The organism is Pseudomonas sp. PDM16, from assembly GCF_014851865.1.
Classification (GTDB): domain Bacteria; phylum Pseudomonadota; class Gammaproteobacteria; order Pseudomonadales; family Pseudomonadaceae; genus Aquipseudomonas.
In genome coordinates this window covers 1288780-1313621 of sequence record NZ_JACVAM010000001.1, presented here as the reverse complement: position 1 = coordinate 1313621, position 24842 = coordinate 1288780, and the positions used below count along the sequence as shown (strand labels likewise).

The 24842-nt window shown below is 66.2% G+C and carries 21 protein-coding genes; 9 read left to right on the top strand and 12 right to left on the bottom strand.

The annotated features are described in order from the left end of the window. The first annotated feature begins 52 nt into the window (after positions 1–52). The 3 genes from fabR (at position 53) to IB234_RS06075 (ending at position 2477) form a co-directional block, all read left to right on the top strand. Positions 53–688, top strand: coding sequence for an HTH-type transcriptional repressor FabR (fabR, locus tag IB234_RS06085; protein ID WP_192315361.1), 636 nt, complete (start codon positions 53–55; stop codon positions 686–688). Between the two features lie 86 nt (positions 689–774). Continuing rightward, a complete protein-coding gene (locus IB234_RS06080) occupies positions 775–1668 on the top strand; it encodes a hypothetical protein (protein WP_192315359.1) in 894 nt (297 codons plus the stop codon). A 221-nt stretch (positions 1669–1889) separates the two neighbouring features. Then, positions 1890–2477, top strand: coding sequence for a TIGR00730 family Rossman fold protein (locus IB234_RS06075; protein WP_192315351.1), 588 nt, complete (start codon positions 1890–1892; stop codon positions 2475–2477). Between the two features lie 9 nt (positions 2478–2486). Here IB234_RS06075 and IB234_RS06070 read toward each other — a convergent pair whose 3' ends face one another. Then, positions 2487–3338: a mechanosensitive ion channel family protein gene (locus tag IB234_RS06070; protein ID WP_192315349.1), complete on the bottom strand. Its 852-nt coding sequence runs from the start codon at positions 3336–3338 to the stop codon at positions 2487–2489. 132 nt (positions 3339–3470) lie between these two features. Here IB234_RS06070 and IB234_RS06065 point away from each other — a divergent pair, with 132 nt between their 5' ends. From IB234_RS06065 to IB234_RS06050, 4 genes are all read left to right on the top strand, one after another. Further along, positions 3471–4505: an extracellular solute-binding protein gene (locus tag IB234_RS06065; RefSeq protein WP_192315347.1), complete on the top strand. Its 1035-nt coding sequence runs from the start codon at positions 3471–3473 to the stop codon at positions 4503–4505. Continuing rightward, the gene (locus IB234_RS06060; protein ID WP_192315345.1) at positions 4502–6226 is read left to right on the top strand and encodes a GGDEF domain-containing protein; all 1725 of its coding nucleotides are present in this window, start codon (positions 4502–4504) and stop codon (positions 6224–6226) included. The genes IB234_RS06065 and IB234_RS06060 overlap by 4 nt, the downstream gene beginning before the upstream one ends. A gap of 96 nt (positions 6227–6322) precedes the next feature. Beyond that, on the top strand, positions 6323–7348 hold the full coding sequence (locus tag IB234_RS06055) for a response regulator (RefSeq protein WP_192315343.1): 1026 nt from the start codon (positions 6323–6325) through the stop codon (positions 7346–7348). 3 nt (positions 7349–7351) lie between these two features. After that, positions 7352–7804: a PAS domain-containing protein gene (locus tag IB234_RS06050; protein ID WP_192315341.1), complete on the top strand. Its 453-nt coding sequence runs from the start codon at positions 7352–7354 to the stop codon at positions 7802–7804. A gap of 39 nt (positions 7805–7843) precedes the next feature. Here the strand turns inward: IB234_RS06050 and IB234_RS06045 are convergent, their stop codons facing one another. The 10 genes from IB234_RS06045 to urtA form a co-directional block, all read right to left on the bottom strand. After that, positions 7844–9175 (bottom strand): DEAD/DEAH box helicase, encoded by a 1332-nt coding sequence (locus tag IB234_RS06045; RefSeq protein ID WP_192315339.1) that lies wholly within the window; start codon positions 9173–9175, stop codon positions 7844–7846. 44 nt (positions 9176–9219) lie between these two features. After that, a complete protein-coding gene (locus IB234_RS06040) occupies positions 9220–10251 on the bottom strand; it encodes an AAA family ATPase (RefSeq protein ID WP_192315337.1) in 1032 nt (343 codons plus the stop codon). 3 nt (positions 10252–10254) lie between these two features. Then, positions 10255–11298 carry an aliphatic amidase gene (locus tag IB234_RS06035; RefSeq protein ID WP_192315332.1) on the bottom strand — a complete coding sequence of 348 codons (1044 nt, stop codon included), beginning with the start codon at positions 11296–11298 and terminating at the stop codon, positions 10255–10257. A gap of 28 nt (positions 11299–11326) precedes the next feature. Beyond that, complete coding sequence (locus IB234_RS06030; RefSeq protein ID WP_043308868.1) at positions 11327–11674, bottom strand: FmdB family zinc ribbon protein; 348 nt, start codon at positions 11672–11674, stop codon at positions 11327–11329. 55 nt (positions 11675–11729) lie between these two features. Then, on the bottom strand, positions 11730–12959 hold the full coding sequence (gene fmdA, locus IB234_RS06025; RefSeq protein ID WP_192315330.1) for a formamidase: 1230 nt from the start codon (positions 12957–12959) through the stop codon (positions 11730–11732). Between the two features lie 239 nt (positions 12960–13198). After that, a complete protein-coding gene (urtE, locus tag IB234_RS06020; RefSeq protein ID WP_192315328.1) occupies positions 13199–13888 on the bottom strand; it encodes an urea ABC transporter ATP-binding subunit UrtE in 690 nt (229 codons plus the stop codon). A gap of 22 nt (positions 13889–13910) precedes the next feature. Next, complete coding sequence (urtD, locus tag IB234_RS06015) at positions 13911–14675, bottom strand: urea ABC transporter ATP-binding protein UrtD (RefSeq protein ID WP_137970933.1); 765 nt, start codon at positions 14673–14675, stop codon at positions 13911–13913. Continuing rightward, positions 14672–15844 (bottom strand): urea ABC transporter permease subunit UrtC, encoded by a 1173-nt coding sequence (gene urtC / locus IB234_RS06010; RefSeq protein ID WP_192315326.1) that lies wholly within the window; start codon positions 15842–15844, stop codon positions 14672–14674. The genes urtD and urtC overlap by 4 nt, the downstream gene beginning before the upstream one ends. 10 nt (positions 15845–15854) lie before the next feature. Further along, positions 15855–16772 (bottom strand): urea ABC transporter permease subunit UrtB, encoded by a 918-nt coding sequence (gene urtB, locus IB234_RS06005; RefSeq protein ID WP_192315324.1) that lies wholly within the window; start codon positions 16770–16772, stop codon positions 15855–15857. Between the two features lie 71 nt (positions 16773–16843). Further along, on the bottom strand, positions 16844–18079 hold the full coding sequence (gene urtA / locus IB234_RS06000) for an urea ABC transporter substrate-binding protein (protein ID WP_043308874.1): 1236 nt from the start codon (positions 18077–18079) through the stop codon (positions 16844–16846). Between the two features lie 543 nt (positions 18080–18622). Here urtA and IB234_RS05995 point away from each other — a divergent pair. Both IB234_RS05995 and IB234_RS05990 read left to right on the top strand, forming a co-directional pair. Then, on the top strand, positions 18623–22021 hold the full coding sequence (locus IB234_RS05995) for an ATP-binding protein (protein WP_192315322.1): 3399 nt from the start codon (positions 18623–18625) through the stop codon (positions 22019–22021). Further along, entirely contained in the window at positions 21996–22670 is a 675-nt protein-coding gene (locus IB234_RS05990; protein WP_043308876.1) for a response regulator, read from the top strand. The genes IB234_RS05995 and IB234_RS05990 overlap by 26 nt, the downstream gene beginning before the upstream one ends. Here IB234_RS05990 and IB234_RS05985 read toward each other — a convergent pair. Next, positions 22667–24730, bottom strand: coding sequence for an AsmA family protein (locus tag IB234_RS05985; protein WP_318651980.1), 2064 nt, complete (start codon positions 24728–24730; stop codon positions 22667–22669). The genes IB234_RS05990 and IB234_RS05985 overlap by 4 nt on opposite strands. Positions 24731–24842: the final 112 nt, after the last annotated feature.

Sequence of the window (24842 nt, the reverse complement as noted above, 5' to 3'; positions counted from 1 at the left end):
GGCAAAACGCATTTGCTAGAGTGCGCCGCTATTCCGCCATCGCCCGAATGCCATGTCGCCACGCGCCGAACAGAAACAGCAGACCCGCCACGCCCTGATGGATGCCGCGCGTAGCCTGATGGACAGCGGCCGCGGCTTCGGTAGCCTAAGCCTGCGCGAAGTCAGTCGCACAGCCGGCATCGTGCCGACCGGCTTCTACCGGCATTTCCAAGACATGGACGAACTGGGCCTGGCCCTGGTGGCCGAGGTCGACGCCACCTTCCGCAGCACCCTGCGCGAAGTGCGCCGTAGCCAGTTCGAGATGGGCAGCATCATCGAAGCCAGCGCACGTATCTTCCTCGATGCGGTCAGCGACAACCGCAGCCAGTTCCTCTTCCTCGCTCGCGAGCAGTACGGTGGCTCGCAACCGGTGCGCCAGGCCATCGGCCGGCTGCGCCAGCAGATCACCGACGACCTGGCGGCCGACCTCAAGCTGATGCACCGCACGCCGCACCTGGACGATTCGGCGCTGGACGTAGTCTCCGACCTGGTGGTGAAAACCGTATTCGCCACCCTGCCCGAGCTGATCGACCCGCCGTCCGAGGCACTGCCCGCGCACCTCACTCCCGAAGCCAAGATGACCCAGCAGCTGCGTTTCATCTTCATCGGCGCCAAGCACTGGCGCGGCCTCGGCCAGGGTCGCGACTGAACCGCGGCTCCGACTGAGACGGTGCACACGGGTTGACCAGGTGGGCTCTTGCTAGACTGAAGGCATCCATCCTCGCGGTTTCATCCATGGTCGCTCGCTCCTTCCCCGCCTTGCTCGCCCTGCTGATGCTGTGCTCATCGCTCGCCAGCCGCGCGGAGTCCCGGGGCCAGGAAGTGACCTGGAACATGAGCCCCTGGCCGGGCCTGATCAACGTGAAGGATGGCCGTCCCAGCGACGGCATCATCGTCGATGTGCTGCAGCAGATCGTCCAACGACTGCCGGAGTACCGACACCACTACCGCATGAACAACCTCACCCGTGGCCTCGAACAACTCAAACGTGAGCCGCTGAGCTGCTTCCTGCCCACCTTCCCCACGCCCGAGCGCGACCAGCACGGCTATTACGTCGGCCTGTTCGTCGCCATGCCACACCAGTTGGTCGTACGCACCCACGACCTGCCGCGCTTCGCGACCACCGGTGGCGAGGTATCGCTGCATCAACTCCTGCGCGACAACCACCTCCGCGGCGGCTTGGTGCGTGATCGCAGCTACGGTCCGATCCTCGACCCCCTGCTGCAAGCCCCCGAGGCCCTCCCACAACTACAGCGCATCCAGACCAGCAGTGCCGGCAGCAACCTCTACGGCATGCTCGAACACGGGCGTATCGACTACCTGCTGGACTACGCCGAAGTAGTGCAGTACGTGCAGCGCGAGCAGGGTTTAGCCCAGGGCCTGAGCCTGCTACCGCTGGCCGAGGCCAGCTCGCCCTACCTCAGCGGTATCTACTGCAGCAGGAACGCCGAGGGTGCCGAACTGGTCCACCGGATCGACCGGATTGCCCGCCAGCCAGAGGTGATCGCCCTGTTCATCGAGGCGCAGAAGGCCTACATCCCACCCGCCACCCTTGCCCACTATCGGAACTGGCTGGATCACTTCTTCGCCGAGCGGCCGCACAAGGACCTGACCTCGCTGCCACACTGAAGCTATGGCGGCCATCGAGACAATCAACGGGCCTGCTGTTCCACTTCTACCTAACCTGGCACCCCACCCAATCGGAGGCGCCACCATGTCCATCCACGACTTCCTTCGCACCCTGCTGGCCAGTTACGCCGCAGGAGCGTGTGGCACCTGTCCCGAAGAGCTCGCCTGACCGATCGGACAGGGTTAACCTGTGCGCCCTTTCGATTCTGGGAGCATCCGGCATGAGCCTGAAGTCCATCTGCGTGTTCTGCGGCGCCAGCCCCGGCGCCCGTCCGATCTACCGTGAAGCCGCCGAAAACCTCGGCCGCAGCCTGGCCGAACGCGGCCTGACACTGGTCTACGGCGGTGGAGCCGTCGGTCTGATGGGTGTCGTCGCCGATGCAGCCCTGGCCGCCGGTGGCGAAGTGATCGGCATCATTCCGCAGAGTCTGGAACGCGCCGAGATCGGCCACAAGGGCCTGACGCGTCTGGAGGTGGTGGACGGCATGCACGCACGCAAGGCACGCATGGCGGAGCTATCCGACGCCTTCATCTCCCTGCCCGGCGGGTTGGGCACCCTGGAAGAACTGTTCGAGGTCTGGACCTGGGGCCAGCTCGGCTACCACGCCAAGCCGCTGGGCCTGCTGGAAGTCGACGGTTTCTACGCCCGCCTGACCGACTTCCTCGACCACTTGGTGGCCGAGCGCTTCGTCCGCGAACCGCACCGCGCCATGCTGCAGGTCGGTGAGTCCCCGGCCGAGCTGCTAGACCGTCTGGAAGCCTGGCAGCCTACCGCCGCGCCCAAGTGGGTCGATCGCGAGCCGAAGTAACCGCCAGACTCAGCCCGACTGCTGGACGATCACCGTCTGCGCCGGCATCGGGGCCGGGAAGCCGGCCTCGCCGAGGGCGTCCTTGATCACCTTGTTGGTGTCGAAGTAGACCTGCCAGTAGTGGTCGGTATGGCAGTACGGGCGCACCGCTAGCACCGGGCCGACCAGGTTGAACTCGAGAATCTCGACATCCACCGCAGGCTCGGCCAGCACGTTGTCCAGCGCCGCAATGCGCTGCTTGAGCAGGGCGGCGGCGCCCTTCCAGTCGGCTGCTCCTGACAGCTGCGCGGTCAGGTCGACGCGGCGGAAAGCGTTGTGCGAGTAGTTCTGAATGGTGTCGCTGAAGATCTTGTTGTTGCCCACCAGGGTCAGCACGTTGTCCGGCGTATTGATCGCGGTGACGAACAGGCCGATCTCGGTGACCGTGCCGGTAACGCCGCCAGCAGTGACGAAGTCGCCGACCTTGAATGGTCGCAGCACGATGATGAAGCCACCCGCCGCCAGGTTGGCCAGCAGCCCCGACCAGGCCATGCCGATGGCAAGGCCAACCGCGGCAATCAGCGCGGCGAAGGTGGTGGTCTGTACCCCGAAGTAGCCGAGGATGCCGATCACCAGCAGGATGTTGAGGGTAACGGTGACGAAGTTGCCCAGGTAGCGCAGCACGGTCGGGTCGACGCGCTGCTTGCCGAGGGCTTTCTGCAGCAGGCCGACGGCGAAGCCGATCAGCCAGCGGCCGATCACCCAGAAGGCGATGGCGGCCAGGATCTTCACCGCGAATTCGGCACCGTACTGCGCCACCACGTCCATCAGCTGGTTGACCTTGGTGGTACCCACCGTGATCAGTTCTTGTCCCTCTTCCATGGCGCTTTCCCACATGCGGTGAATGACTGGAAGAACGCTAGCACGCCGTCAGCGAAACGCCGGGCCGGAGCTGCAGGGCACTTTGCCGTCATCTACACTGGGTAGGCGCCTCATTCTCCTCGGTTGCATCCCATGCGCCCGCTCCTGGTGTTGCTCGCAGTTCTGCTTCCCCTGGTTCCGGGCGCCGCCTCCGGTGCAGATGCATTGCGCCTGCTGACCTGGCCGGGCTACGCCGACCCAGACCTGGTGGCGGAGTTCGAGAAACGCCACGACGTGCGGGTGGAAGTCACACTGGTCGGCAACGACGACGCTCTTCGCGAGAAGCTGAGCGCCAACGGCGGCAGCGACTATGACCTGATCGCCGCCAATACCGCCGAGATCGACCACTACATCGAGCAGGGGCTGCTCCAGCCCCTGCAACCCTCGCGCATCGCCAACACCACGCGCCAGCTCTGGCGCTTCCGTGACTATCCGAAGATTCCTGGTATCAGCCACGACGGAAAGGTCTACGCCGTGCCCTATACCTACTCGGAAATGGGCCTGATCTACGATCGCAGCCAGTTTCCCAGTCCGCCGCAATCCATCACCAGCCTGTGGGACCCGCAGTGGCGTGGCCGGGTGCTGGCCTTCAATGGCAGCAGCCACAACTTCGCCCTGGCCAGCCAGGCACGCGGGCGTGATCCGTTCCGCATCGACGCCGACGACTTCTCTTCGCTGGCCGAACAGCTGATCGCCCTGCGGCGCAACGTATTGACCTTCTACTCGTTGCCCGAGGAGGCCGCCAGCCTGTTCAAGGAGCACCAGGTGGCGCTGCTGTTCGCCAACTACGGCCGCCAGCAGCTCAAGCAGATTCGTGATGCCGGCGCAGATGTCGGCTACGTGATTCCGCGCGAGGGAGCACTGGCGTGGCTGGACTGCTGGGCAATCAGCCGCGGTGCCCGTGACGTGGCGCTCGCCGAAGCCTGGATCGATTTCACCCTGGAGCCGCCGATGAGCCGTGCCCTGGTCGAGCGCCAGGGCCTGTCCAATACCATCGAAGAGCCGGAGGGGACCGACGTGGCCGGACGCCTGATCTGGCTGCGGCCCGTGGAGGACGCGGACCGCCGCGCGCACCTGTGGGAGCGCATCCTGTCCGGCGAACGCCCGCCGCTGGTGGAGGCGCCATGAAATTCGGTATCGCCTTCAAGCTCGGCTGCCTGCTCGCCCTGTTCGGCGTGCTGGTCTGCGGCCTCACCGGCTACTACTCCTACAGCAGCAGCCGCACCACACTGCTCAAGGCCGCCGAGCGCGACCTGCTCACCGCTACCCAGGTGCTCGGGCGCAACCTGCGCGGCAGCATCGACGGCGTGTCCCGCGATGCCCTGTTGCTGGCTTCGGTCAGCGCCTCCCGCCACCTGCACGAGTCCGAAGCCGAGGAGGTGCGCCAGCACAGTGAGCATGATCTGGCCGAGCTGTTCCGCGCGCTGATGGATGTGCATTCGGAGTACATGCAGATCCGCCTGATCAGCGCCGCCGGCCATGGCCTGGAGCAGGTTCGCATAGACCGCGATGGCAAACGCCTGGTGCGCATCGACGATGCCAAGCTGCAAGAGAAAGGCCACTACGCCTACGTGTTCGATACCCTGCGCCTGCAACCGGGTGAAGTACGCCTTTCGCCCATCGTCATCAATCACGAACTGGGGGCCCACTCCGGCCTCGGCAAACCGACGCTGCACGTGTCTACTCCCCTCTTCGGTGCCGACGGCAAGGTGTTCGCCCTGATCGTGATCAACGTCGACCTCGACCAATTGTTCGACCAGCTCAAGAGCGACCTGCCGAAGCACTATCAGGTTTATCTGAGCAACCGCTGGGGAGACTTGCTGATCCATCCCGACCATCGCCGCACCTTCGGTTTCGATCAGGGTAGGCGACTGTTCATCCAGGACGAATTCCCCGAAGTCGCAAGCCTGCTGGAAAGCAACAACGACAGCAGCCTGGTAAGCCGCTCTGCCAGCAGTGAGCATGATCTGGTCGCCTCCTTCGTCCGCCTTGGGATCAATACCGGCACGCCGGAGCGCTTCATCATCCTCGGCCTGGCCCAGCCGGAGGAACATGTGCTGGCGGAAACCAACCGCCTCGGCCAGCGCATCATCCAGGTAGTGATCCTGTCCAGTCTGTTGGCAGTGGGCATCGCCATCGTCGCATCGCGCGCCATGACCCACTCGCTGAAAAGCATCACCCTGGCCGTGGAGCAGTTCTCCCGAGAACGTCGTATCGGCCCCCTACCGACCGGTCGCCACGACGAGCTCGGGCAGCTGGCACGCAGCTTCGCGCAGATGCAGGAGGAAATTCTCGAGCAGCTGGACGAACTCAATCAGAGTCGCAACGCACTTGAACACCTGGCGCGCCACGACCCCCTCACCGGTCTGCCCAACCGTCGCATGTTCTTCGAGCGCCTGGAACATGCGCTGGCTACCGCCCGACGCAGCGCAAAGCCGCTGGCAGTACTGTTCGTCGATCTGGATCATTTCAAGACGCTCAACGACAGCCTCGGCCATGGCGTCGGCGACCGCGTGCTGCAGGCGGTCGCTACCCTGCTGCGCTCGGCCACCCGAGAGAGTGACACGGTGGCGCGCCTGGGCGGCGACGAGTTCGTCATCCTCATCGAACAGATGGAAGACCCGCAGCGGGTGTTGGCGGTGCTGCACAAGCTGCACGAGCGCTTCCAGTTGCCCATGCTGCTGGAGGGGCATGAGGTGCAGGTGCAGGCCAGCATGGGCGTCAGCCTCTTTCCACGTGACGGCGAAGACATCGAATCGCTGCTGCAGCAGGCCGACCGGGCCATGTACGCGGCCAAGAACGCGGGGCGCAACACCTACAGCTACGAATCTCACGACTCGCGCCGCTGACCTAACCCGCCACTCACCAGGCGTTCACGAAACCTCCGGCGTTCTCGCGGCGTCTATGCTTTCGCTATCGCAATCCCTCTCGATCTGGAGAATCCGGTGCTTCCATTGCTGGTCTGTGACGACTCGACCATGGCGCGCAAGCAGCTGATCCGCGCCCTGCCCCCCGACTGGCCGGTGTCCATCACCCAGGCCGCCCACGGCGAAGAGGCCATGGCCGCAATCCGCCAGGGCCTGGGTCAGGTGGTGCTGCTGGACCTGACCATGCCGGTGATGGACGGCTACCAGGTGTTGGCCAAGGTCCAGGAGGAAGGCCACAGCTGTCGCATTCTGGTGGTCTCCGGCGACGTGCAGGACGAGGCGCGCCGCCGCGTCACCGAGCTGGGCGCCCTGGCCTTCATCCGCAAACCGGCGCCGGCCGAAGAACTGCGCGCGATCCTCGACGAGCTCGGCCTGCTGCAGCTCAGCGCTGATGCAGATGTCGCGGCGCCTGCTACCGCAGCCGTACCCGCCCCAGCTGCCCCAGTAGATACCAAGGTCGGTTTCCGCGATGCCCTGCGCGAGGTCAGCAACGTCGCCATGGGCCGTGCCGCCGCACTATTGGCGGAGGAGCTGGGCGTATTCGTGCAGCTGCCGATCCCGGCGGTGAACCTGTTCGAGGCCAGCGAGCTGCACATGGCCCTGGCCGACGCCAACCGTGGCGAGCAGCTCAGCGCGGTGTGCCAGGGCTTCGTCGGCGAGGCCATTGCCGGCGAGGCGCTGCTGCTGTTCCACGACTCGCAGGTGGCCGATATCGCCCACCTGCTCGGCCTGCGCCCTGGCGGCGATGTCGCCACCTCGGAGATGCTGCTGGATCTGGCCAGCGTGCTGATCGGCGCCTGCCTATCGGGCATCGCCGAGCAGCTCGACATCCGTTTCTCCCAGGGCCACCCGCAACTGCTCGGCCAGCATGCACGCAGCATCGACGAGCTGATCCAGTTCAACGGCGCGCGCTGGCGCAAGACCCTGGCGGTGGAGATCAGTTACGGCCTGGAGGATCACGCGGTGAACTTCGACCTGCTGATCCTGTTCACCGAGAACTCGGTGCCCCGGCTGACCGCCAAAATTCAGTACCTGATGGAGTAAGCCATGCCCAGCGAAGCCCAGATCGACCTGCGCGAACTGCACTGGCTGCTCGACATCGTCCAGTGCCTGGACGTCGGCGTGCTGGTGATGGACCGCAACTTCCGCGTCGAGGTGTGGAACAGTTTCATGGAGAACCACTCAGGGCTCGGCGCCGACCAGGTGCAGGGCCGCAGCCTGTTCCAGCTGTTCCCCGAGATCGACCGCCCCTGGCTCGAGCGCAAGGTCGGCACCGTGCTGCGCCTGGGCACCCGTGCCTTCAGCCTGTGGCAGCAACGCCCGTACCTGCTGCGCTTCGAGACCTACCGACCGATCACCGGCCAGGCCGACTTCATGTACCAGAACCTGACCATCCTGCCGCTGGCCGCCACCGGTGGCGACGTGCAGCACGTGTGCATGGTGATCTACGACATGACCGAGGCGGCCGAGGCGCAACTGCGCCAGACCAGCGAGCCGTAACAACGCGGGCGCCGACCATGAACGGTCGGCGCAGCGGCGTTACTTCTTCTTCGGCCGCGGCTTCTCGCCGAACTTGGGTACCGCGCGCACGGCCTTGGCCTTGGGCTTGTCGTCGTCGGCCTCGAACCAGTTGCCCATGTGGATCTTGCCCTTGCCGGCGCCGGGGATCACCTTGACCTTGGGCTTCTTCGGCTTCTTCAACACCGCGCCGCCGGGGGCGGTCTGCGGCACCCGGTGATCCGGCTCGAAGCCCGGTTCGTCCTCGCGGCGGATGATCTGGCCGATCAGCGTCTCGATGGCCGCCAGCAGCTCGACTTCGTCGGCGCAGACCAGCGACACCGCCTCGCCGGTGGCACCGGCGCGACCGGTACGGCCGATGCGGTGCACGTAGTCCTCGGCAACGATCGGCAGGTCGAGGTTGACCACCCGCGGCAGCTCGCTGATGTCCAGGCCGCGCGCGGCCACGTCGGTAGCGGCCAGCACGCGCACCTCACCGGCCTTGAAGCGCTGCAGCGCGCGCAGGCGCGACGGCTGCGGCTTGTCACCGTGGATCGAGTCGGCGGAAATGCCCTCGGCCAGCAGCAGCTGCTCCAGTTCATCGACGCCCTTGCGGGTCTTGGCGAACACCAGCAGCTGGTCCCAGCCACGCTCGCGGTACAGGTGCAGCAGCAGCTCGCTCTTGCGCTTCTTGTCCACCGTTACCAGCCATTGCTTGACGCTCTTGGCCGCGGCGTTGCGCGGGCTGACTTCGATGGACAGCGGGTCGCGCAGCAGCTCCTTGGCCATCAGACGGATCGCGTCGGAGAAGGTGGCGGAGAACAGCAGGGTCTGGCGCTTGCGCGGCAACGCGCTGAACAGCTCGTCCAGCTCCTTGGCGAAGCCGAGGTCGAGCATACGGTCGGCCTCGTCCAGCACCAGCGCCTGCAACTGGTCGAAGCGCACCGCGTTCTGCCGGTACAGGTCGAGCAGGCGACCGGGGGTGGCCACCAGCAGGTCGATGCCCTTGCGCAGCTTCATCATCTGCGGGTTGATGCTGACCCCGCCGTACACCGTGTAGGTGCGCAGCGGCAGGTTCTGCCCGTACTGCTGCACCGCCTGCGCCACCTGCTCGGCCAGCTCGCGGGTCGGCACCAGCACCAGCGCGCGCACCGAGTTGGCGGCCACCTGGCTGCCTTCCATGGTCAGTTTCTGCAGCAGCGGCAGGGCGAATCCGGCGGTCTTGCCGGTGCCGGTCTGCGCCGCGGCGAGCACGTCACGCCCCTTGAGCACGGCGGGAATGGCCTGCTTCTGCACCGGCGTGGGCTCGCGATAGTCGAGCGCCTCCAAGGTACGCAGCAGGGGTTCGATCAGGCCGAGGGGTTCGAAGGACATGGCGGAGCAACCAGAAACGGAAAGACGCAAGTTTAACCGTTCGCTCAGTCGTGCTCGACCACCACGCGCAATCCGTCATCACTGGCTTGCGCGCGTAGGCGAATCGCCGCCGGGTCCTGCAGCACGCAGTCGGCGATGGCCGGTTCCAGCTCGGTACGCACCCGCCGTGCCAGGGCACGGGCGCCGTAGCGGGCGTCGTGGGCGCGGCACAGCCACTCCACCGCACCCTCCTCCAGCCACAGCGAGCGCCCCTGGCGACCCAGGCGCTGGCTGAGCTTGGTCAGCTCGATCTCCAGCAGCGCCTCCAGCCAGTCGTCGTCGAGGCTCTGGAAGTCGAGGATGCGGTCGATGCGGTTGAGAAACTCCGGGTCAAAGCTGCGCGTGAGCGCCCGCTCGCGCTCGCCGGCCTCGTCAGCGCGCAGGCCCAGCCAGCTGCGCCACCCGCGGGCGAAGCGCTCACGCAAACGCTGCACCGGCTGTGCGCCGACGTTGCTGGTCATGAAGATCAGGCTGTTGCGGAAATCCAGGGTACGGCTGCCGGCGGTAAGGGTCAGGCGACCGTTCTCCAGCACGCCGAGCAGGCTGCGCAGCACCTCGGGGCTGGCCTTCTCCAGCTCGTCGAACAGCACGATGCCGGGGCGGCCGAAAGTGCCGGCAATGGCCTCGGCGTCGAACAGCGTGGTGCCCTCCTTGCTGCCGACATAGCCCGGCGGCGCGCCGGTCAGCGCGGCGGCGTAGTGCTCCTGAGCCAGGGTGTGCATGTCGATGCGGCAGAAGGCATCGGCTCGGCCGTGGATGGCCTGGGCCAGCAGGCGCACCACCTCGGTCTTGCCGACGCCGGTAGGGCCCATGAACAGGTTGACCGACAGCGGCCGCTCACGCTCACCGATGTCGGCCTTGACCACCTTGAGCAGCGCCTCGACCTGCTCCAGCACCGCGTCCTGGCCGACGATGCGCTCGCGCAGCAGGACCATGACCTTGCCCGGCTCGAACAGGAAGCGCGACTGCAGGGTGGCCGGCGCCGCTTCGGCCAGGCGCTGGCGGTTGTGCTCGAGCAGGTCGTTGGCGAAGGGCATGGCTCAGCCTGCGACCTTTTCCTTGCCGGGGTGCGGCAGCTCGCCCACCGTGCAATCGGCCACGCCGATGGTCGAGCGGGTCAGCTTCTCCACGTCCTCCTGGGCCTTCTGCGCGTCCAGCACCCAGGTGCGGTAGAACTCGAACGGGCAGTCGGCCACGCCCTTGTCGCCGTCGCCGGAGTTGTAGACGCCGGTGTAGCCACGGTGCAGCAGCTTGAACAGGTGGTTCTGCGACTGGTCGTTGGCGCGTGCGTCGCGGATCTGCGAGACCGACAGCTGGGCGTACTGAATGCCCATCTCCTCCTCGCCGCATTCGCCGAGGGTGCGGCCGTCGAAGCCGATGAGCGCGGAGTGGCCGAAGTAGCTGTACACGCCGTCGAAGCCGGTGGCGTTGGCCACCGCCACGTAGCAGTTGTTGGCCCAGGCCATGGTCTTGGCCATCAGCACCTGCTGCTCCTTGGCTGGGTACATGTAGCCCTGGCAGCGCACGATCAGCTCGGCGCCCTTCATCGCGCAGTCGCGCCAGATCTCCGGGTAGTTGCCGTCGTCGCAGATGATCAGGCTGATCTTCATGCCCTTGGGGCCTTCGGAGACATAGGTGCGGTCGCCCGGATACCAGCCCTCGATGGGGCACCAGGGGATGCACTTGCGGTACTTCTGCACGATCTCGCCCTGGTCGTTGATCAGGATGAGGGTGTTGTACGGCGCCTTGTGCGGGTGCTCCTCGTGGCGCTCGCCGGTGAGCGAGAAGATGCCCCAGGTCTTCGCCTCGCGGCAGGCGGCGGAGAAGATCGAGGTCTCCTCGCCGGGCACCGTGGCGGCGGTGGCCATCATCTCGTCCTTGTCGTACATGATGCCCATGGTGCTGTACTCGGGGAACACCACCAGGTCCATGCCCGGCAGGCCGAGCTTCATGCCCTTGATCATCTCGGCGATCTTGCGCGCGTTGTCGAGCACTTCGGCCTTGCTGTGCAGGCGCGGCATCTTGTAGTTGACGACGGCGACGCCGACGGTATCGGGGCTGCTGGAAATATCGCCGTGACGCATGACGGAACTCCTGTGTTGAGGCTGGAAACTAGTGGCTGATCATCCACGGCCGCGCCGAGGGGCTGGCCTTGAGGCCATGGGGGTTGGCCTTGGTCCGCTCGACCGGCTTGCTCGGGCCGCAGCAGCTGCAACCGGCCGGGTGCTTGCGGTTGGCCTTGTACTCTTCGAGGGTCTGCGGCGCGTGGCGCGAGCGCTCGTTGGTCTCGTGCACGCGGCGCTGGCTGCCGGGCATGGTGGCCAGGCCGGGAGCGCTGAGAATCACCCGCTCGCTGGTGGTCTCGCAGTAGGGGCAGGCGCAGGGCGTGTCGCGCTCGGCCATCGGCCGCAGCACGGTGAAGTCGCCGCACTGCGGGCAGTCGTATTCGTAGATCGGCATATCGACCTCCTGGGAAGCGGAGCGCACGGCGCACGCGGCGCCGTGCGCAGGTGCATCACTTGTCGTAGGCGATGGGCATGTCGATGCTGCCGTCCAGGTACTTGGTCGGGCCGCTCGCGCTGGGGTTGATGTCGAACTCGAAGATGTCGGTCGGCAGCCACAGGGTGGCGCAGGCGTTGGGGATGTCGACCACGCCGCTGATATGCCCCTGCACCGGCGCCGAGCCGAGCAGCGAGTAGCCCTGGGCCGGCGAGTAGCCGAACTTGGTCAGGTAGTTGATAGCGTTGAGGCAGGCCTGCTGGTAGGCCAGGTTGACGTCCAGGTAGTGCTGCTTGCCGGCATCGTCGACCGAGATGCCTTCGAAGATCAGGAAGTTGTTGTAGGTCGGCACGATCGGGCTGGGTTTGAAGATCGGGTTCTTGATGCCGTACTTGGCCATGCCGCCCTTGATCAGCTCGACCTTCATGTGCACCCAGCCGGCCATCTCGATGGCGCCACAGAAGGTGATCTCGCCGTCGCCCTGGCTGAAGTGCAGGTCGCCCACCGACAGGCCGGCGCCGTCGACGTAGACCGGGAAGAAGATCTTCGAGCCGCGCGACAGATCCTTGATATCGCAGTTGCCGCCATGCTCACGCGGCGGCACGGTGCGCGCGCCGGTGGCGGCGGCCATGTCGCGCGCGGCGCCGGTCATCTTGCCCATGTGCGCGGTGCTGGCGAACGGCGGGTTGGCCAGCGGCGGTACGCGGGTCGGGTTGGTGTCGATCAGTTCCTGCTCGCGGCGGTTCCACTCGGCGAGCATCTTGGGGTCCGGCAGGCAGCCGATCAGGCCGGGGTGGATCAGGCCGGCGAAGCGCACGCCGGGGATGTGCCGGCTCTTGGTGAACATGCCCTCGAAGTCCCAGATCGACTTCTGCGCGGACGGGAAGTAATCGGTGAGGAAGCCGCCGCCGTTGTTCTTCGAGAAGAAGCCGTTGAAGCCCCACTGCGACTCGGCCTTGGCGCCGATATCGAGCAGCTCGACGACCAGCAGGTCGCCCGGCTGGGCGCCATGCACGCCGACCGGGCCGGACAGGTAGTGCACGGTGGACAGGTCGACGTCGCGCACGTCGCTGGCGTCGTCGTCGTTCTTGATCGCACCGCCGGTCCAGTCATAGGTTTCCAGGATGAAGTCGTCGCCCGGCTTGACCCAGCAGGCCATCGGGATGTCCGGGTGCCAGCGGTTGTGGACTTGTTCGTTCTCGGTGGCGGCCTGGTTGAGGTCGACCTTGATCAGGGTGTCGGTCATGGCAGTGCTCCTGGGACCTGTGGTGGGTGCCTGGCGCATTGATGCGCCGGGGTACGGTGGCCAGTCTCGGGGAGCGCAGCGAGGGCGAAAATACGTTGGATGACGTATGCGTGGCGCCAGCAATGGCGCGGCTTGCGGCAGCTTTTGCGCAGACACGAAAAAGCGGCCGGCGCATGGAGAACACGCCGGCCGTAAACAGGTGAAGCGTTGCCCTCCCCCGGCCGGGAGAGGGCTTGAAATCACACCGAGAGGTAGCGGCTGATGGTCGCCTCGTCGACCTTGTCGCGCGCCTCCTCGATGACGAACTTGCCCTTCTCGATGACCAGGAAGCGGTCGGCGATTTCCATGGTGAAGGACAGCACCTGCTCGGAGACGATGATGGTCAGGTCACGCAGGTTGCGGATCTCCTTCAGGGTGCGGGCGATGTCCTTGATGATCGACGGCTGGATGCCCTCGGTCGGCTCGTCGAGCAGCAGCACCTTGGGGTTGGTGGCCAGCGCGCGGGCGATGGCCAGCTGTTGCTGCTGGCCGCCGGAGAGGTTGCCGCCCTTGCGGTGGCGCATCTCCTGCAGCACCGGGAACAGCGCATAGAGGTCGTCCGGCACCTTGCCCTTGGCCGACGCCGGCAGGCCGGTCTGGATATTCTCCAGCACGGTCATGCTGGGGAAGATCATCCGCCCCTGCGGCACGTAGGCGATGCCGGCCTCGACGCGCTGGTGGGTCTCCAGCTTGGAGATATCCTGGCCGTCTACGCTGATCTGCCCGCCCCACTGCGGCAGCACGCCCATCAGGCTCTTGAACAGGGTGGTCTTGCCCATGCCGTTGCGGCCCATCACGGCGACGATTTCCTTCTTCGCCACGTCGAGGTTGAGTTCGTGGAGGATCTGGCTCTGGCCGTAGCCGGAGACGAGGTTGTTGATCTGGAACATGCTGGACTCCTTGACCCGGGGCTCAGTGCCCCAGGTACACCTCGATGACCTTGGGATTGCTCTGCACCGCGTCCATGCTGCCCTCGGCCAGCACCTTGCCCTGGTGCAGCACGGTGACCTTGTGCGCGATGCTCTTGACGAACTCCATGTCGTGCTCGATGACCAGCACCGAGCGGCCCTGGCTGATGCGCTTGAGCAGTTCGGCGGTGGCCACCCGCTCGCTGACGCTCATGCCGGCCACCGGCTCGTCGAGCATCAGCAGCTGCGGGTCCTGCATCAGCAGCATGCCGATCTCCAGCCACTGCTTCTGGCCGTGCGAGAGCAGGTCGGCCTGCATGTGCAGATGCTCGCCGAGCATGATCTCGGTGGCCACCTGCTCGACCCGCTCGATCACCGCCTGCGAGCGCTTGAAGAACAGCGCACCGAACACCTTGCGCCCAGCCGGGTAGGACATTTCCAGGTTCTCGAACACCGTCAGGTTCTCGTAGATCGACGGGTTCTGGAACTTGCGCCCGACACCGGCGCGGACGATGTCGAACTCGCGCATCTTGGTCAGTTCGCGGTTCTCGAACTGGATGCTGCCGGCGGTGGCCTTGGTCTTGCCGCAGATCAGGTCGAGCACCGTGGTCTTGCCGGCGCCGTTGGGGCCGATGACCACGCGCACCTCGTTGCGGTCGATGTACAGGTTGAGGTCGTCGACCGCCTTGAAGCCGTCGAAGGACACGGTCAGGCCCTCGATGGCCAGCACCGGTTTGGGCATCTGAAAGCCAGCGGGATTGGGGCTCATGGGGTGGTCTCCAGTTCGGGAGTGGGTGCGGCCTTGGCGACCGGCTTGGCCACCGGTTCAGCCTTCGCCGGGGCCTTGGCCTTCGGCTTGAGGCGCGCCAGCCAGCGCTTGCCGTGGCTGTCCCACAGGCCGGCGAGGCCGTTGGGGAAGTACATGACCACGGCGATGAACAGGCCGCCCATCAGGTACAGCCACAGTTCGGGGAAGCTCTCGGAGGAGTAGGTCTTGCCGAAGTTGACCAGCAGCGCGCCGTACACCGCGCCGAGCAGCGACAGGCGCCCGCCGACGGCGGCGAAGATGACCATCTCGATCGACGGCACGATGCCGACGAAGCTCGGCGACATGAAGCCGACCTGCAGGGTGAACATCGCCCCGCCGATGGCGGCGAAGGCGGCGCCGACGCAGAACACGAATATCTTGAAGCTGGCCACGTCGTAGCCGGAGAAGCGCACGCGTTCCTCCTTGTCGCGCATGGCCAGCAGCAGGCGGCCGAGCTTCGAGGCGATGATGAAGCGCGCCAGCAGGATGCAGCCGAACAGCAGGAAGGCGCTGATGAAGTACAGGATCAGCTTGGCCTCGTCGGTGCGGATGTCCCAGCCCATCAGGGTCTTCAGGTCGGTGATGCCGTTGACCCCGCCGGTGTAGCCCTGCTGGCCGATGATCAGCACGGTAAGGATCAGCGCGATGGCCTGGGTGACGATGGAGAAGTACACGTCACCGACGCGGCGCTTGAACATGGTCAGGCCGATCACCAGGGCCAGCAGCACCGGCACCGCGATCACCGCCAGCACGGTGAAACCGAAGCTGTGGAACGGCTGCCAGAGCATCGGCAGTTCGGTGATCTGGTTCCAGTCCATGAAGTCCGGGATGCCGGGGGTGGACTGGATCTTGGTGCTCTCCGGGTCGGATGCCTCGAGCTTGAGGAACATCGCCATGCAGTAGCCGCCAAGGCCGAAGAAGATGCCCTGGCCGAGACTGAGGATGCCGCCGTAGCCCCAGCACAGCACCAGGCCGACGGCGACGAAGGCGTAGGTCAGGTACTTGCCGACCATGTTCAGGCGGAAGGCGTCGAGCAGCAGCGGGAACACCACCAGGATCAGCACGGCGAGCACCGCCATGCCGATGGCGCCCTGCTTGCCGCCCAGGAGTTTGTCGAGAGTCGGGTTCATGGGCGGTTCCTCATTTACGCACTTTGATCGAGAACAGCCCCTGCGGGCGCATCATCAGAATCAGGATCACCGCCGACAGGGTCAGCACCTTGGCCATCGAGCCGCTCATGAAGAACTCCATGATCGACTGGGCCTGGGCGATCGAGAACGCCGAGGCAATGGTGCCGAACAGGCTGGCCGCGCCACCGAAGACCACCACCAGGAAGGTGTCGACGATGTACAGCGAACCGGCAGTCGGGCCGGTGGAGCCGATGGTGGTGAAGGCCGCGCCAGCCACGCCTGCCACGCCGCAGCCGAGGGCGAAGGTCATGCGGTCGACGCGCTTGGTGTTGATGCCCACCGCGCGGCTCATCACCCGGTTCTGCATGGTGGCGCGCACCTGCAGGCCCCAACGCGAGCGGTAGAGCATGAGGAAGATGGTCGCGGTGAGGAGGATGGTCAGGCCCATGACGAACAGGCCGTTACGCGGGATGTCGATGGCCTCGGTGGGGTTCCACGAACCCATCAGCCACTCCGGCAGGGTGGCGCTGACCTCGCGTGCACCGAAAATCGAGCGGAACGCCTGCTGCATCACCAGGGACAGGCCCCAGGTGGCCAGCAGGGTATCCAGCGGACGCTGGTACAGCTTGCTGATCATCGCCCACTCCACCAGCCAGCCGATGGCGCCGGCGATGAGGAAGGACAGGGCAATGGCGAAGAAGAAGTAATAGGGCCCGAAGGCCGGGGCGTACTGTTCGGTCAGCGAGGACACCACGAAGGTGGTGTAGGCGCCGATGGTGAGGAACTCGCCGTGGGCCATGTTGATCACGCCCATCTGGCCGAAGATGATCGCCAGCCCCAGAGCCATCAGCAGCAGGACGCAGAACACGGACAAGCCGTTGAAGCCCTGCATGGCCGCGATGGCACCAAATTCCGATAGCCATTCCATGTTGATGGTCTCCTGGCGGGAAGAATGCGGGAGCCCCTCCCCCGCGTGGCTGGAGAGGGGTGCGGTTGGGCTTACTGGTAGCCTTTCGGGAAGGGGTTCGGCTCGATCAGGCCGGACTCGTAGACCACCTTGAACTGACCGTCTTTCTGCACCTGGCCGATGCGGGTCTTGCTCCACAGGTGATGGTTGTCGTGGACCTTCACGTAGCTTTCCGGCGCGCTGTTGAGCTCGATGCCCGGCGAGGCGGCGGCGACCTTGTCGACGTCGAAGCTGCCGGCCTTCTCGACGGCGGCCTTCCACAGCCACGGGCCGAGGTAGGCGGCCTGGGTCACGTCACCGATGACCGCGTCCTTGCCGTACTTAGCCTTGAAGGCCTCGACGAAGGCGGCGTTGTTCGGGTTGTCCAGGCTCTGGAAGTACTTCATGGAGGCGTAGAAGCCTTCCATGTTCTCGCCTCCGATGCCGAGCAGTTCGTCCTCGGTGACCGACAGGGTCAGCACGTTCTGCTTGGCGGCGGTGACGCCGGCGGCCTTCATCTGCTTGTAGAAGGCGACGTTGGAGCCACCGACCACGGCGGTGAACACCACGTCAGGCTTCTTCAGCTTGACCTTGTTGATCAGCGAGCCGAACTGGGTGTTGCCCAGCGGGTAGTACTCCTCGCCCACCACCTTGCCGCCGAGCACGTTCTCGATGTGCTTGCGCGCGATCTTCATCGAGGTACGCGGCCAGATGTAGTCGGAGCCGATCAGGTAGAAGGTCTTGGCGCCCTTCTCCTTGGCGATCCAGTCGAGGCCGGCGAGGATCTGCTGGGTCGCTTCCTGGCCGGTGTAGATGACGTTCTTCGACTGCTCCAGGCCCTCGTAGAAGGTCGGGTAGTAGAGCAGGCCGTTTTCCTTCTCGAACACCGGCAGCACGGCCTTGCGCGAGGCCGAGGTCCAGCAGCCGAACACGGCAGCGACCTTGTCACCTACCAGCAGTTTCTTGGCCTTCTCGGCGAAGGTCGGCCAGTCGGAGGCGCCGTCTTCCTGGATCACCTTGATCTGCCGGCCGAGGATGCCGCCGGAGGCGTTGATCTGCTCGATGGCCAGGCGTTCGGCCTGGATCGAACCGGTTTCCGAGATGGCCATGGTGCCGGTGGCCGAGTGCAGCTGGCCGACGGTCACTTCGGTGTCGGTCACGGCCAGGCCGGTGGTGTTGGCGCTATCGGCCATGACGCCCTGGCTGAATACGCTGGCGGCCAGCAGCGAGAGCGCGGCGGCGCCCAGCGCCAGCCGGCGGGGTAGAAGTCGGGTCGGTTGTGCATCCATCGTCGTGCTCCTCGTGCGGTTGGGTCGTTGCCGGCCTGTCTGCGCAGGTCTGCTCCGGGTTCGCCGCAAGAATGCGGGCGCCCTCCCCGCCGGGGTATACGCAGCATGACGTAAGCGCATACGTCATCTGACGTACAGCGCCAGGCACCAGTCTGGTGCACTCTCGGGCCCGAGCAGGAAGCCAGACAGAAGCCTGGGCGCACGCGCACGAGGTCCGCAGTTGGGGGCATGGATGTTGCAAATTCGCAGATCGACCAGCACCACTAGGGTCTGTTGGCGTTTCGATACGAACCGCGTTGCTGAGCAAAATCGCGCCAGGCTAGGCGCGGGACGCAGGCAATGGTCATTCCCTTGCCAAGTCCTGCAACGACGCATGGCGCGATTTGGCACGCAACCCGAAGGGACGGGCCAGTTTTGGCGCGGATCGTCGTTACTCGACGGCTCATTTGGACCACCAAACTTCGCGTCTCGCGCCTAGCTCCGCGCCAAAACTGGCTCCGTCGCGATCGCAGCGAAACGTCAACAGACCCTAGGAGCCATGGCGTGCAACCCACCGGAACCCAGCGCATCGTCAAGATTCGCCGCGACTACAACAGCTGGGTCGCCGACGAGACCATGGAGGACTACGCCCTGCGCTTCACCCCGCGGGCGTTCCGCAAGTGGTCGGAGCTGCGCATCGCCAACACCGCCCTCGGTGCGGTGTCGTTCCTCGCCCTGGAGGCCATCGGCGGCGCCCTGGCGCTGTCCTACGGTTTCACCAACACCCTGTGGGCAATCCTTGCGGTGAGCCTGGTGATCTTCCTCACCGGCCTGCCGATCAGCTACTACGCGGCGCGCTACGGCGTGGACATGGACCTGCTGACCCGCGGAGCCGGCTTCGGCTACATCGGCTCGACCATCACCTCGCTGATCTACGCCAGCTTCACCTTTTTGTTCTTCGCCCTCGAGGCGGCGATCATGGCCCTGGCCCTGGAGCTGTACTTCGACATCCCGCTGGCGCTGGCCTACGTGATCTGTTCGGTGATCATCATTCCCCTGGTGGCCTACGGCATCACCCTGATCAACCGCCTGCAGACCTGGACCCAGCCGGTGTGGCTGGTTCTGTTGTTCCTGCCCTACATCTTCGTCATCGCCAAGAATCCCGAGGCGATCGGCGATTGGACCAGCTTCGCCGGCCGCGAGGGCGAGGCCGGCAACTTCAACCTGCTGCACTTCGGCGCCGCCTGCACCGTGGCCCTGGCCCTGGTCACGCAGATCGGCGAGCAGGTCGACTACCTGCGCTTCCTGCCGGAGAAGACCGCGCAGAACCGCAAGCGCTGGTGGGCCGCGCTGCTCATGGCCGGGCCCGGCTGGATCATCCCCGGCGCGCTGAAGATGCTCGCCGGCGCCTTCCTCGCCTTCCTCGCCCTGCAGCATGAGATTCCCATCGAACGCGCCGCCGAGCCGACGCAGATGTACCTGGTGGCCTTCCATTACGTGTTCGCCTCGCCGCAGTGGGCGCTCGGCGCCATGGTGCTGTTCGTCATCGTCAGCCAGGTGAAGATCAACCTGACCAACGCCTACGCCGGCTCGCTGGCCTGGTCCAACTTCTTCGCCCGCGTCACCCACAGCCATCCGGGGCGCGTGGTGTGGCTGGTGTTCAACGTGGCCATCGCCCTGATGCTGATGGAGCTGGGCGTGTTCGAGGCGATTGAGGAGGTGCTCGGCCTCTACGCCAACATCGCCATCGCCTGGATCGGCGCGCTGGTGGCCGACCTGGTGATCAACAAGCCGCTGGGCCTGTCGCCAAAGCACATCGAGTTCAAGCGCGCGCACCTGTACGACATCAACCCGGTTGGCGTCGGCGCCATGCTGTTCGCCTCGCTGCTCTCGGTGCTGGCCCACTTCGGCCTGTTCGGCGCCCTGGCCCAGGCCGCCTCGCCACTGGTGGCGCTGTTCTCGGCGTTTATCTGCGCGCCGCTGCTGGCCTGGCTCACCGGCGGACGCTTCTACATCGCGCGGCAGAGCGAGGCGGTGCTGATCCACCCGCCAGGCGCTCGCGAGGCACCACGCTGTGGCCTGTGCAACAACGCCTTCGAGAGCGAGGACATGGCCTTCTGCCCGGCCTACAGCACGCCGATCTGCTCGCTGTGCTGCTCGCTGGACGCGCGCTGCGGCGACGCCTGCAAACCCCATGCGCGGCTGAGCCGGCAGGTCGACGCGCTGCTGCACTGGCTGCTGCCCTGGGCCAGCATCCCGCGCCTGCACAGCCGCCTGGCGCAGTACCTGGGCTTCCTCGCCCTACTGGTGCTGATGCTGTTCGGCGCTCTGGCGCTGATCTACAGCCAGGTCTCCCACGGTCTGGTGCCGCACTCACCGGAGGTGCAGCAGACGCTGTACCAGGCCTTCCTCAAGGCCTTCCTCACCCTCTCGCTGTTCGCCGGCATGCTCGCCTGGTGGATCGTCCTGACCCGCGAGAGCCGCCAGGTGGCGCAGCAGGAGTCGGACCGCCAGACCCTGTTGCTGATGCAGGAGATCGAGGCCCACGGCAAGACCGACGAGGCGCTGCAGAAGGCCAAGGTGCTGGCCGAGAGTGCCAACGCGGCGAAGAGCCGCTACGTCACCGGCCTGTCCCACGAACTGCGCACGCCGCTCAACAGCATCCTGGGCTACACGCAGATCCTGCAGCGCGACGCGGCCATGCCCGAGCGCCACCACGACGCCCTGGCCACCATCTACCGCAGCGGCTCGCACCTGCTGTCGCTGATCGACGGCCTGCTCGACGTGGCCAAGATCGAGGCCGGCAAGCTCCACCTGGAGCTATCGGAAATCGCCCTGCCCGAGTTCGTTGGCCAGCTCGAACGCATGTTCGCCCCGCAGGCTGCCGAGAAGGGCCTGGCTTTCCGCCTGGAGACGGCCGGGCGGATTCCCGCAGTGGTGCGCGGCGACGAGAAGCGCGTGCGGCAGATCCTGATCAATCTGCTCGGCAATGCTGTGCGCTTCACCGAGCAGGGCGAGGTGCGCCTGCGCGTCAGCTACCTGCGCGAGACGGCCTGCTTCGAGATCGTCGACACCGGCATCGGCATCGACCCGCAACAGATCGAGCGCATCTTCCAGCCCTTCGAGCGCGGCGACCTGATGCGCCAGGACAACGGCGTCGGCCTGGGCCTGACCATCACCCGCATGCTCACCGCGCTGATGGGCGGCGAGCTGTCGGTGCACAGCGAGCCGGGCAAGGGCACGCGCTTCCAGGTGCGCCTGTTCCTCTCCGAGGTACGCGCGCCGCAGGCGGTGGTGCACGTGGCGCACGACATCATCGGCTACCAGGGGCCGCGCCGCCTGGTGCTGGTGGTCGATGACCACCTGGAACACCGCCGCGTGCTGGCCGGCATGCTCGAACCGCTGGGCTTTCGCGTCGAGCAGGCGGCCAGCGGCCAGGAGGCAATCCGCCAGGCCGCGCTGCTCAGCCCCGACCTGATCCTCATGGACCTGTCGATGCCGCAAATGGACGGCTTCGAGACCAGCCGCCTGATCCGCCGCAACGCCCTGTGCCAGGCACCGATCATCGTCATCTCGGCGAACGCCTTCGCCGACGACCGCGAACGCAGCATCGCCGCCTACTGCAACGACTACCTGGCCAAGCCGGTGCACACCCCGGCGCTGCTCGAACGCATCCAGCAGCAGCTCGACCTGCAGTGGCTGCACCGCGCGGCCGAGCCGGAAGCGCCGCAGCCGCAGGTCGAGACACTGCCCAGCGCCAGCGAACTGGCCGAGCTGCGCGAGCTGGCGGCGCTCGGCTACATGCGCGGCATCCAGGACAAGCTCGACGCCATCGAACGCCAGACCCCGGCCTGCGCGCCTTTCACCAAACGCCTGCGGGCCCTGGCCAAGGGCTTCCGCCTGGATGAACTCAACCGCCAACTCAAGGAGGCCGAACATGAATGCAGCCACGCAGCTTGCTGAGCGCGGCACCGTGCTGATCGTCGACGACACGCCGGACAACCTCGCCCTGCTCTCCGACGCCCTCGACGCCCAGGGCTACATGGTGCTGGTGGCGCTGGACGGCCAAAGCGCGCTGAACCGCATCCAGCGTCGGCGCCCCGACCTGATCCTGCTCGACGCGATGATGCCTGGCCTGGATGGCTTCGAGACCTGCCGACGGATCAAGGCCGAGCCGGACAGCGCCGACATCCCGGTGCTGTTCATGACCGCGCTGACCGACAGCGAGCACGTGGTGGAAGGCTTCGCCGCCGGCGGCAGCGACTACGTGACCAAGCCGATCCACACCGACGAGGTGCTGGCGCGGGTCGCCGCCCACCTGCGCACCGCGCGCACCCTGCAGTCGGCACGCGCCGCCGCGCAGCCGGTGGACCTGACCCTGAGCAACGAGCCAACCTTCGAGACCCTCTCGGCGCGCTTCCAGCTCACCGAGCGCGAGGTGGAAGTGCTGCGCTGGGTGGCCTGCGGCAAGACCAACCGCGACATCGGCGACATCCTCGGCCTGTCGCCACGCACGGTGAACAAGCACCTGGAGCACGTCTATGTGAAGCTCGGCGTGGAGACCCGCACCGCCGCCGCGGCGGTGGCCATCTCCGCCAGCGTGGCGCGTTAGCCCTTGCCACCACTCTTTTGCATCTGCCGCAGCAGCGGAGCGCACTGGCTGGGCTCATCGCCACCGCTGGGCGCTACCAGCGCCAGCAGACCGGCCGCCGGCGCCACCGCCACGCCCAGCGCCACCAGGCCGACACCGCGCAGCGCCAGAGGCGTGGCCTGCACCCCGGCATTCGGCTCTTTGAAAGTGCCGCGCACATAGAGCGGCGAGCGCAGGGAGAAGATGCGCAGGCCCTTGCTCGCCGGGGTCACGTCGAAGTCCAGGCGCTCACTGGCGAAGTTGGCGCTGCCATCGACGCGGATCACCGAGTTCTCGGTATCGACCACGAACAGCCGCGTGCTCATCAGGCCCTGCTTGATGCCGAGGTCGGCGGCCGCGCAGTTGATGGTCACCTCGTCGTCGCCGAACAGCTTGCCGACCAGGTAGTTGCCGACGTTGAGCCCGGCGATCTCCAGCAGGCCACGGCTCACCGCGCCGTCGTTGATCAGCATCTTCAGCTCGCCGTTGGCGGTGCCGAGCAAGGCCGCCACCGAGTTGCCGGTGCCGCTCAGCTTGGCGTCGCCATTCAGCGCGCCGAGGCTGGTCTGCATCGGTGCGAAGGTGGGGAACAGCTGCTTCAACTTCAACTCGCGGGCGCTCAGGCGCACCTGGCCCTGCATCGGCGCGACCGCGCCGTTGAGACGGATCTGCGCATCCAGGCTGCCGCCGGCCACGCCGAAACGCAGCGGCTCCAGGCTGAGCTGGCCGTCGTTGAGCACCACGTGGGTATCCAGATCGTTGATCGGCAACTGATCGGAGTGAACGATGCGCTTGCCGGTGAGGCGCACGTCGGCGTCCATGCTGCGCCAGCGTTCGGTACGGAACTGCTCCACCGGCAGCACCTTGTTCGCCGGCTGGCTGGCGGCAGCGCCGCGCTCCTGCTTCTCGGCATTGGAGTCGGCGCCGATCAGTGGCGCCAGGTCGGCGAACAGCAGCTGGTTGGAAGTTAGCTGGCCGGACAGCTTGGGCCGCGGCTGACGGGTGACGAAGGTGAGGTCGCCATGGATGTCGCTGTCGCCGATGCGGCCGTTGAAGTCCTGGTAACGGAAGCTGGCGCCACCGGCATCGCGCAGGTCCGCCTGCAGGCGGCCATCGGTGGCATAGGGCGGCGTGTCCGGCAGGGTCACCCCGGTCAGCGGGTAGAGCTGACTGAGGCTGGCTCCGGCCAGGCGCAGACGCAGGTCGAGGATGCCCAGGCGCTGCGGATCGGTGAGGCTACCGGCGACGCGAATGCGCGTGGCGCCGATGCGCACATCGGCCTGCAGCGGGAACGGCAGGTTGGCGCTGTGCAGCGCCAACAGACCACCAACCTTGCCGCTGCCGCTCACCGCCTGGCCCTGGAAGCGCCCCTTGGCACGCCAGGCGAAGGCGTAGTCCTGGGCCGCCGTGTGTTCCTCGGCCAGGCGCTGGGCGGCGTTCTCGCCGACGATCTGGGCGAAGGGAATGGGCGCGCCAAGCGGGTCGATCTGTGCCTCGATGCGGGTCTTGGACACCTGATCGTCGAGGCTGACCACGCCCTGGTCGAAACCGATGGTGCCGATATCCAGGGTCCAGGGGCTCGGCTCCGCAGTCTGGTCAGGCTGCTGGCTGCCGAGGTCGAAGGTCCAGTTGGCGCGGCCGTCGGCCAGGCGCTGCAGGTTGGCGAACGGCGCACCGAGTTCGATGCGCGGGATGCTCACGGTCTTCCACAGCAGCGGCAGCGGCGCCAGGCGGAAGCGCACACGGTCGAGGCTGACGAAGGTGTCGCCCTCGGCCCACTCCGGATTGCCCAGCACCAGCTGTTCGGCGGCGAAGTGCGGCCACGGCAGCCAGGCGCGCCAGCCGCCCTCCTCGGGTTCGCGCTGCCACACCACGCTGAGGTTGCCCTCTATGGCGAACGGTCGGTTCAGCGCCGCCGAGACCTTCTCATTGATAGTCGGCCGTAGCAGGTTCCAGTCGAACAACACGAGCAGCAACATCAGTGCCGCCAACGACAGAAGCAGTACCGCGAACGCCCCACTCAACCACTTGCGTACCCGCACCCTCACCTCCGGCGTGCATCTACTCCATGCTGGTTCGACTGACGAAACGCGGGAATGCTCCCCAACTGGCGCACTCGAATGAAATGTCCGATGCTGACTGCCCCGATGCGGA

Coding starts and splice junctions, on each gene's coding strand:
- IB234_RS05990 (WP_043308876.1), top strand. CDS start 21,996: ATGAATGCAGCCACGCAGCTTGCTGAGCGCGGCACCGTGCTGATCGTC.
- urtC (WP_192315326.1), bottom strand. CDS start 15,844: ATGAACCCGACTCTCGACAAACTCCTGGGCGGCAAGCAGGGCGCCATC.
- IB234_RS06050 (WP_192315341.1), top strand. CDS start 7,352: ATGCCCAGCGAAGCCCAGATCGACCTGCGCGAACTGCACTGGCTGCTC.
- IB234_RS06075 (WP_192315351.1), top strand. CDS start 1,890: ATGAGCCTGAAGTCCATCTGCGTGTTCTGCGGCGCCAGCCCCGGCGCC.
- fmdA (WP_192315330.1), bottom strand. CDS start 12,959: ATGACCGACACCCTGATCAAGGTCGACCTCAACCAGGCCGCCACCGAG.
- IB234_RS06035 (WP_192315332.1), bottom strand. CDS start 11,298: ATGCGTCACGGCGATATTTCCAGCAGCCCCGATACCGTCGGCGTCGCC.
- IB234_RS06080 (WP_192315359.1), top strand. CDS start 775: ATGGTCGCTCGCTCCTTCCCCGCCTTGCTCGCCCTGCTGATGCTGTGC.
- IB234_RS06065 (WP_192315347.1), top strand. CDS start 3,471: ATGCGCCCGCTCCTGGTGTTGCTCGCAGTTCTGCTTCCCCTGGTTCCG.
- IB234_RS06045 (WP_192315339.1), bottom strand. CDS start 9,175: ATGTCCTTCGAACCCCTCGGCCTGATCGAACCCCTGCTGCGTACCTTG.
- fabR (WP_192315361.1), top strand. CDS start 53: ATGTCGCCACGCGCCGAACAGAAACAGCAGACCCGCCACGCCCTGATG.
- urtB (WP_192315324.1), bottom strand. CDS start 16,772: ATGGAATGGCTATCGGAATTTGGTGCCATCGCGGCCATGCAGGGCTTC.
- IB234_RS06030 (WP_043308868.1), bottom strand. CDS start 11,674: ATGCCGATCTACGAATACGACTGCCCGCAGTGCGGCGACTTCACCGTG.
- urtE (WP_192315328.1), bottom strand. CDS start 13,888: ATGTTCCAGATCAACAACCTCGTCTCCGGCTACGGCCAGAGCCAGATC.
- urtD (WP_137970933.1), bottom strand. CDS start 14,675: ATGAGCCCCAATCCCGCTGGCTTTCAGATGCCCAAACCGGTGCTGGCC.
- IB234_RS06040 (WP_192315337.1), bottom strand. CDS start 10,251: ATGCCCTTCGCCAACGACCTGCTCGAGCACAACCGCCAGCGCCTGGCC.
- urtA (WP_043308874.1), bottom strand. CDS start 18,079: ATGGATGCACAACCGACCCGACTTCTACCCCGCCGGCTGGCGCTGGGC.
- IB234_RS06070 (WP_192315349.1), bottom strand. CDS start 3,338: ATGGAAGAGGGACAAGAACTGATCACGGTGGGTACCACCAAGGTCAAC.
- IB234_RS06060 (WP_192315345.1), top strand. CDS start 4,502: ATGAAATTCGGTATCGCCTTCAAGCTCGGCTGCCTGCTCGCCCTGTTC.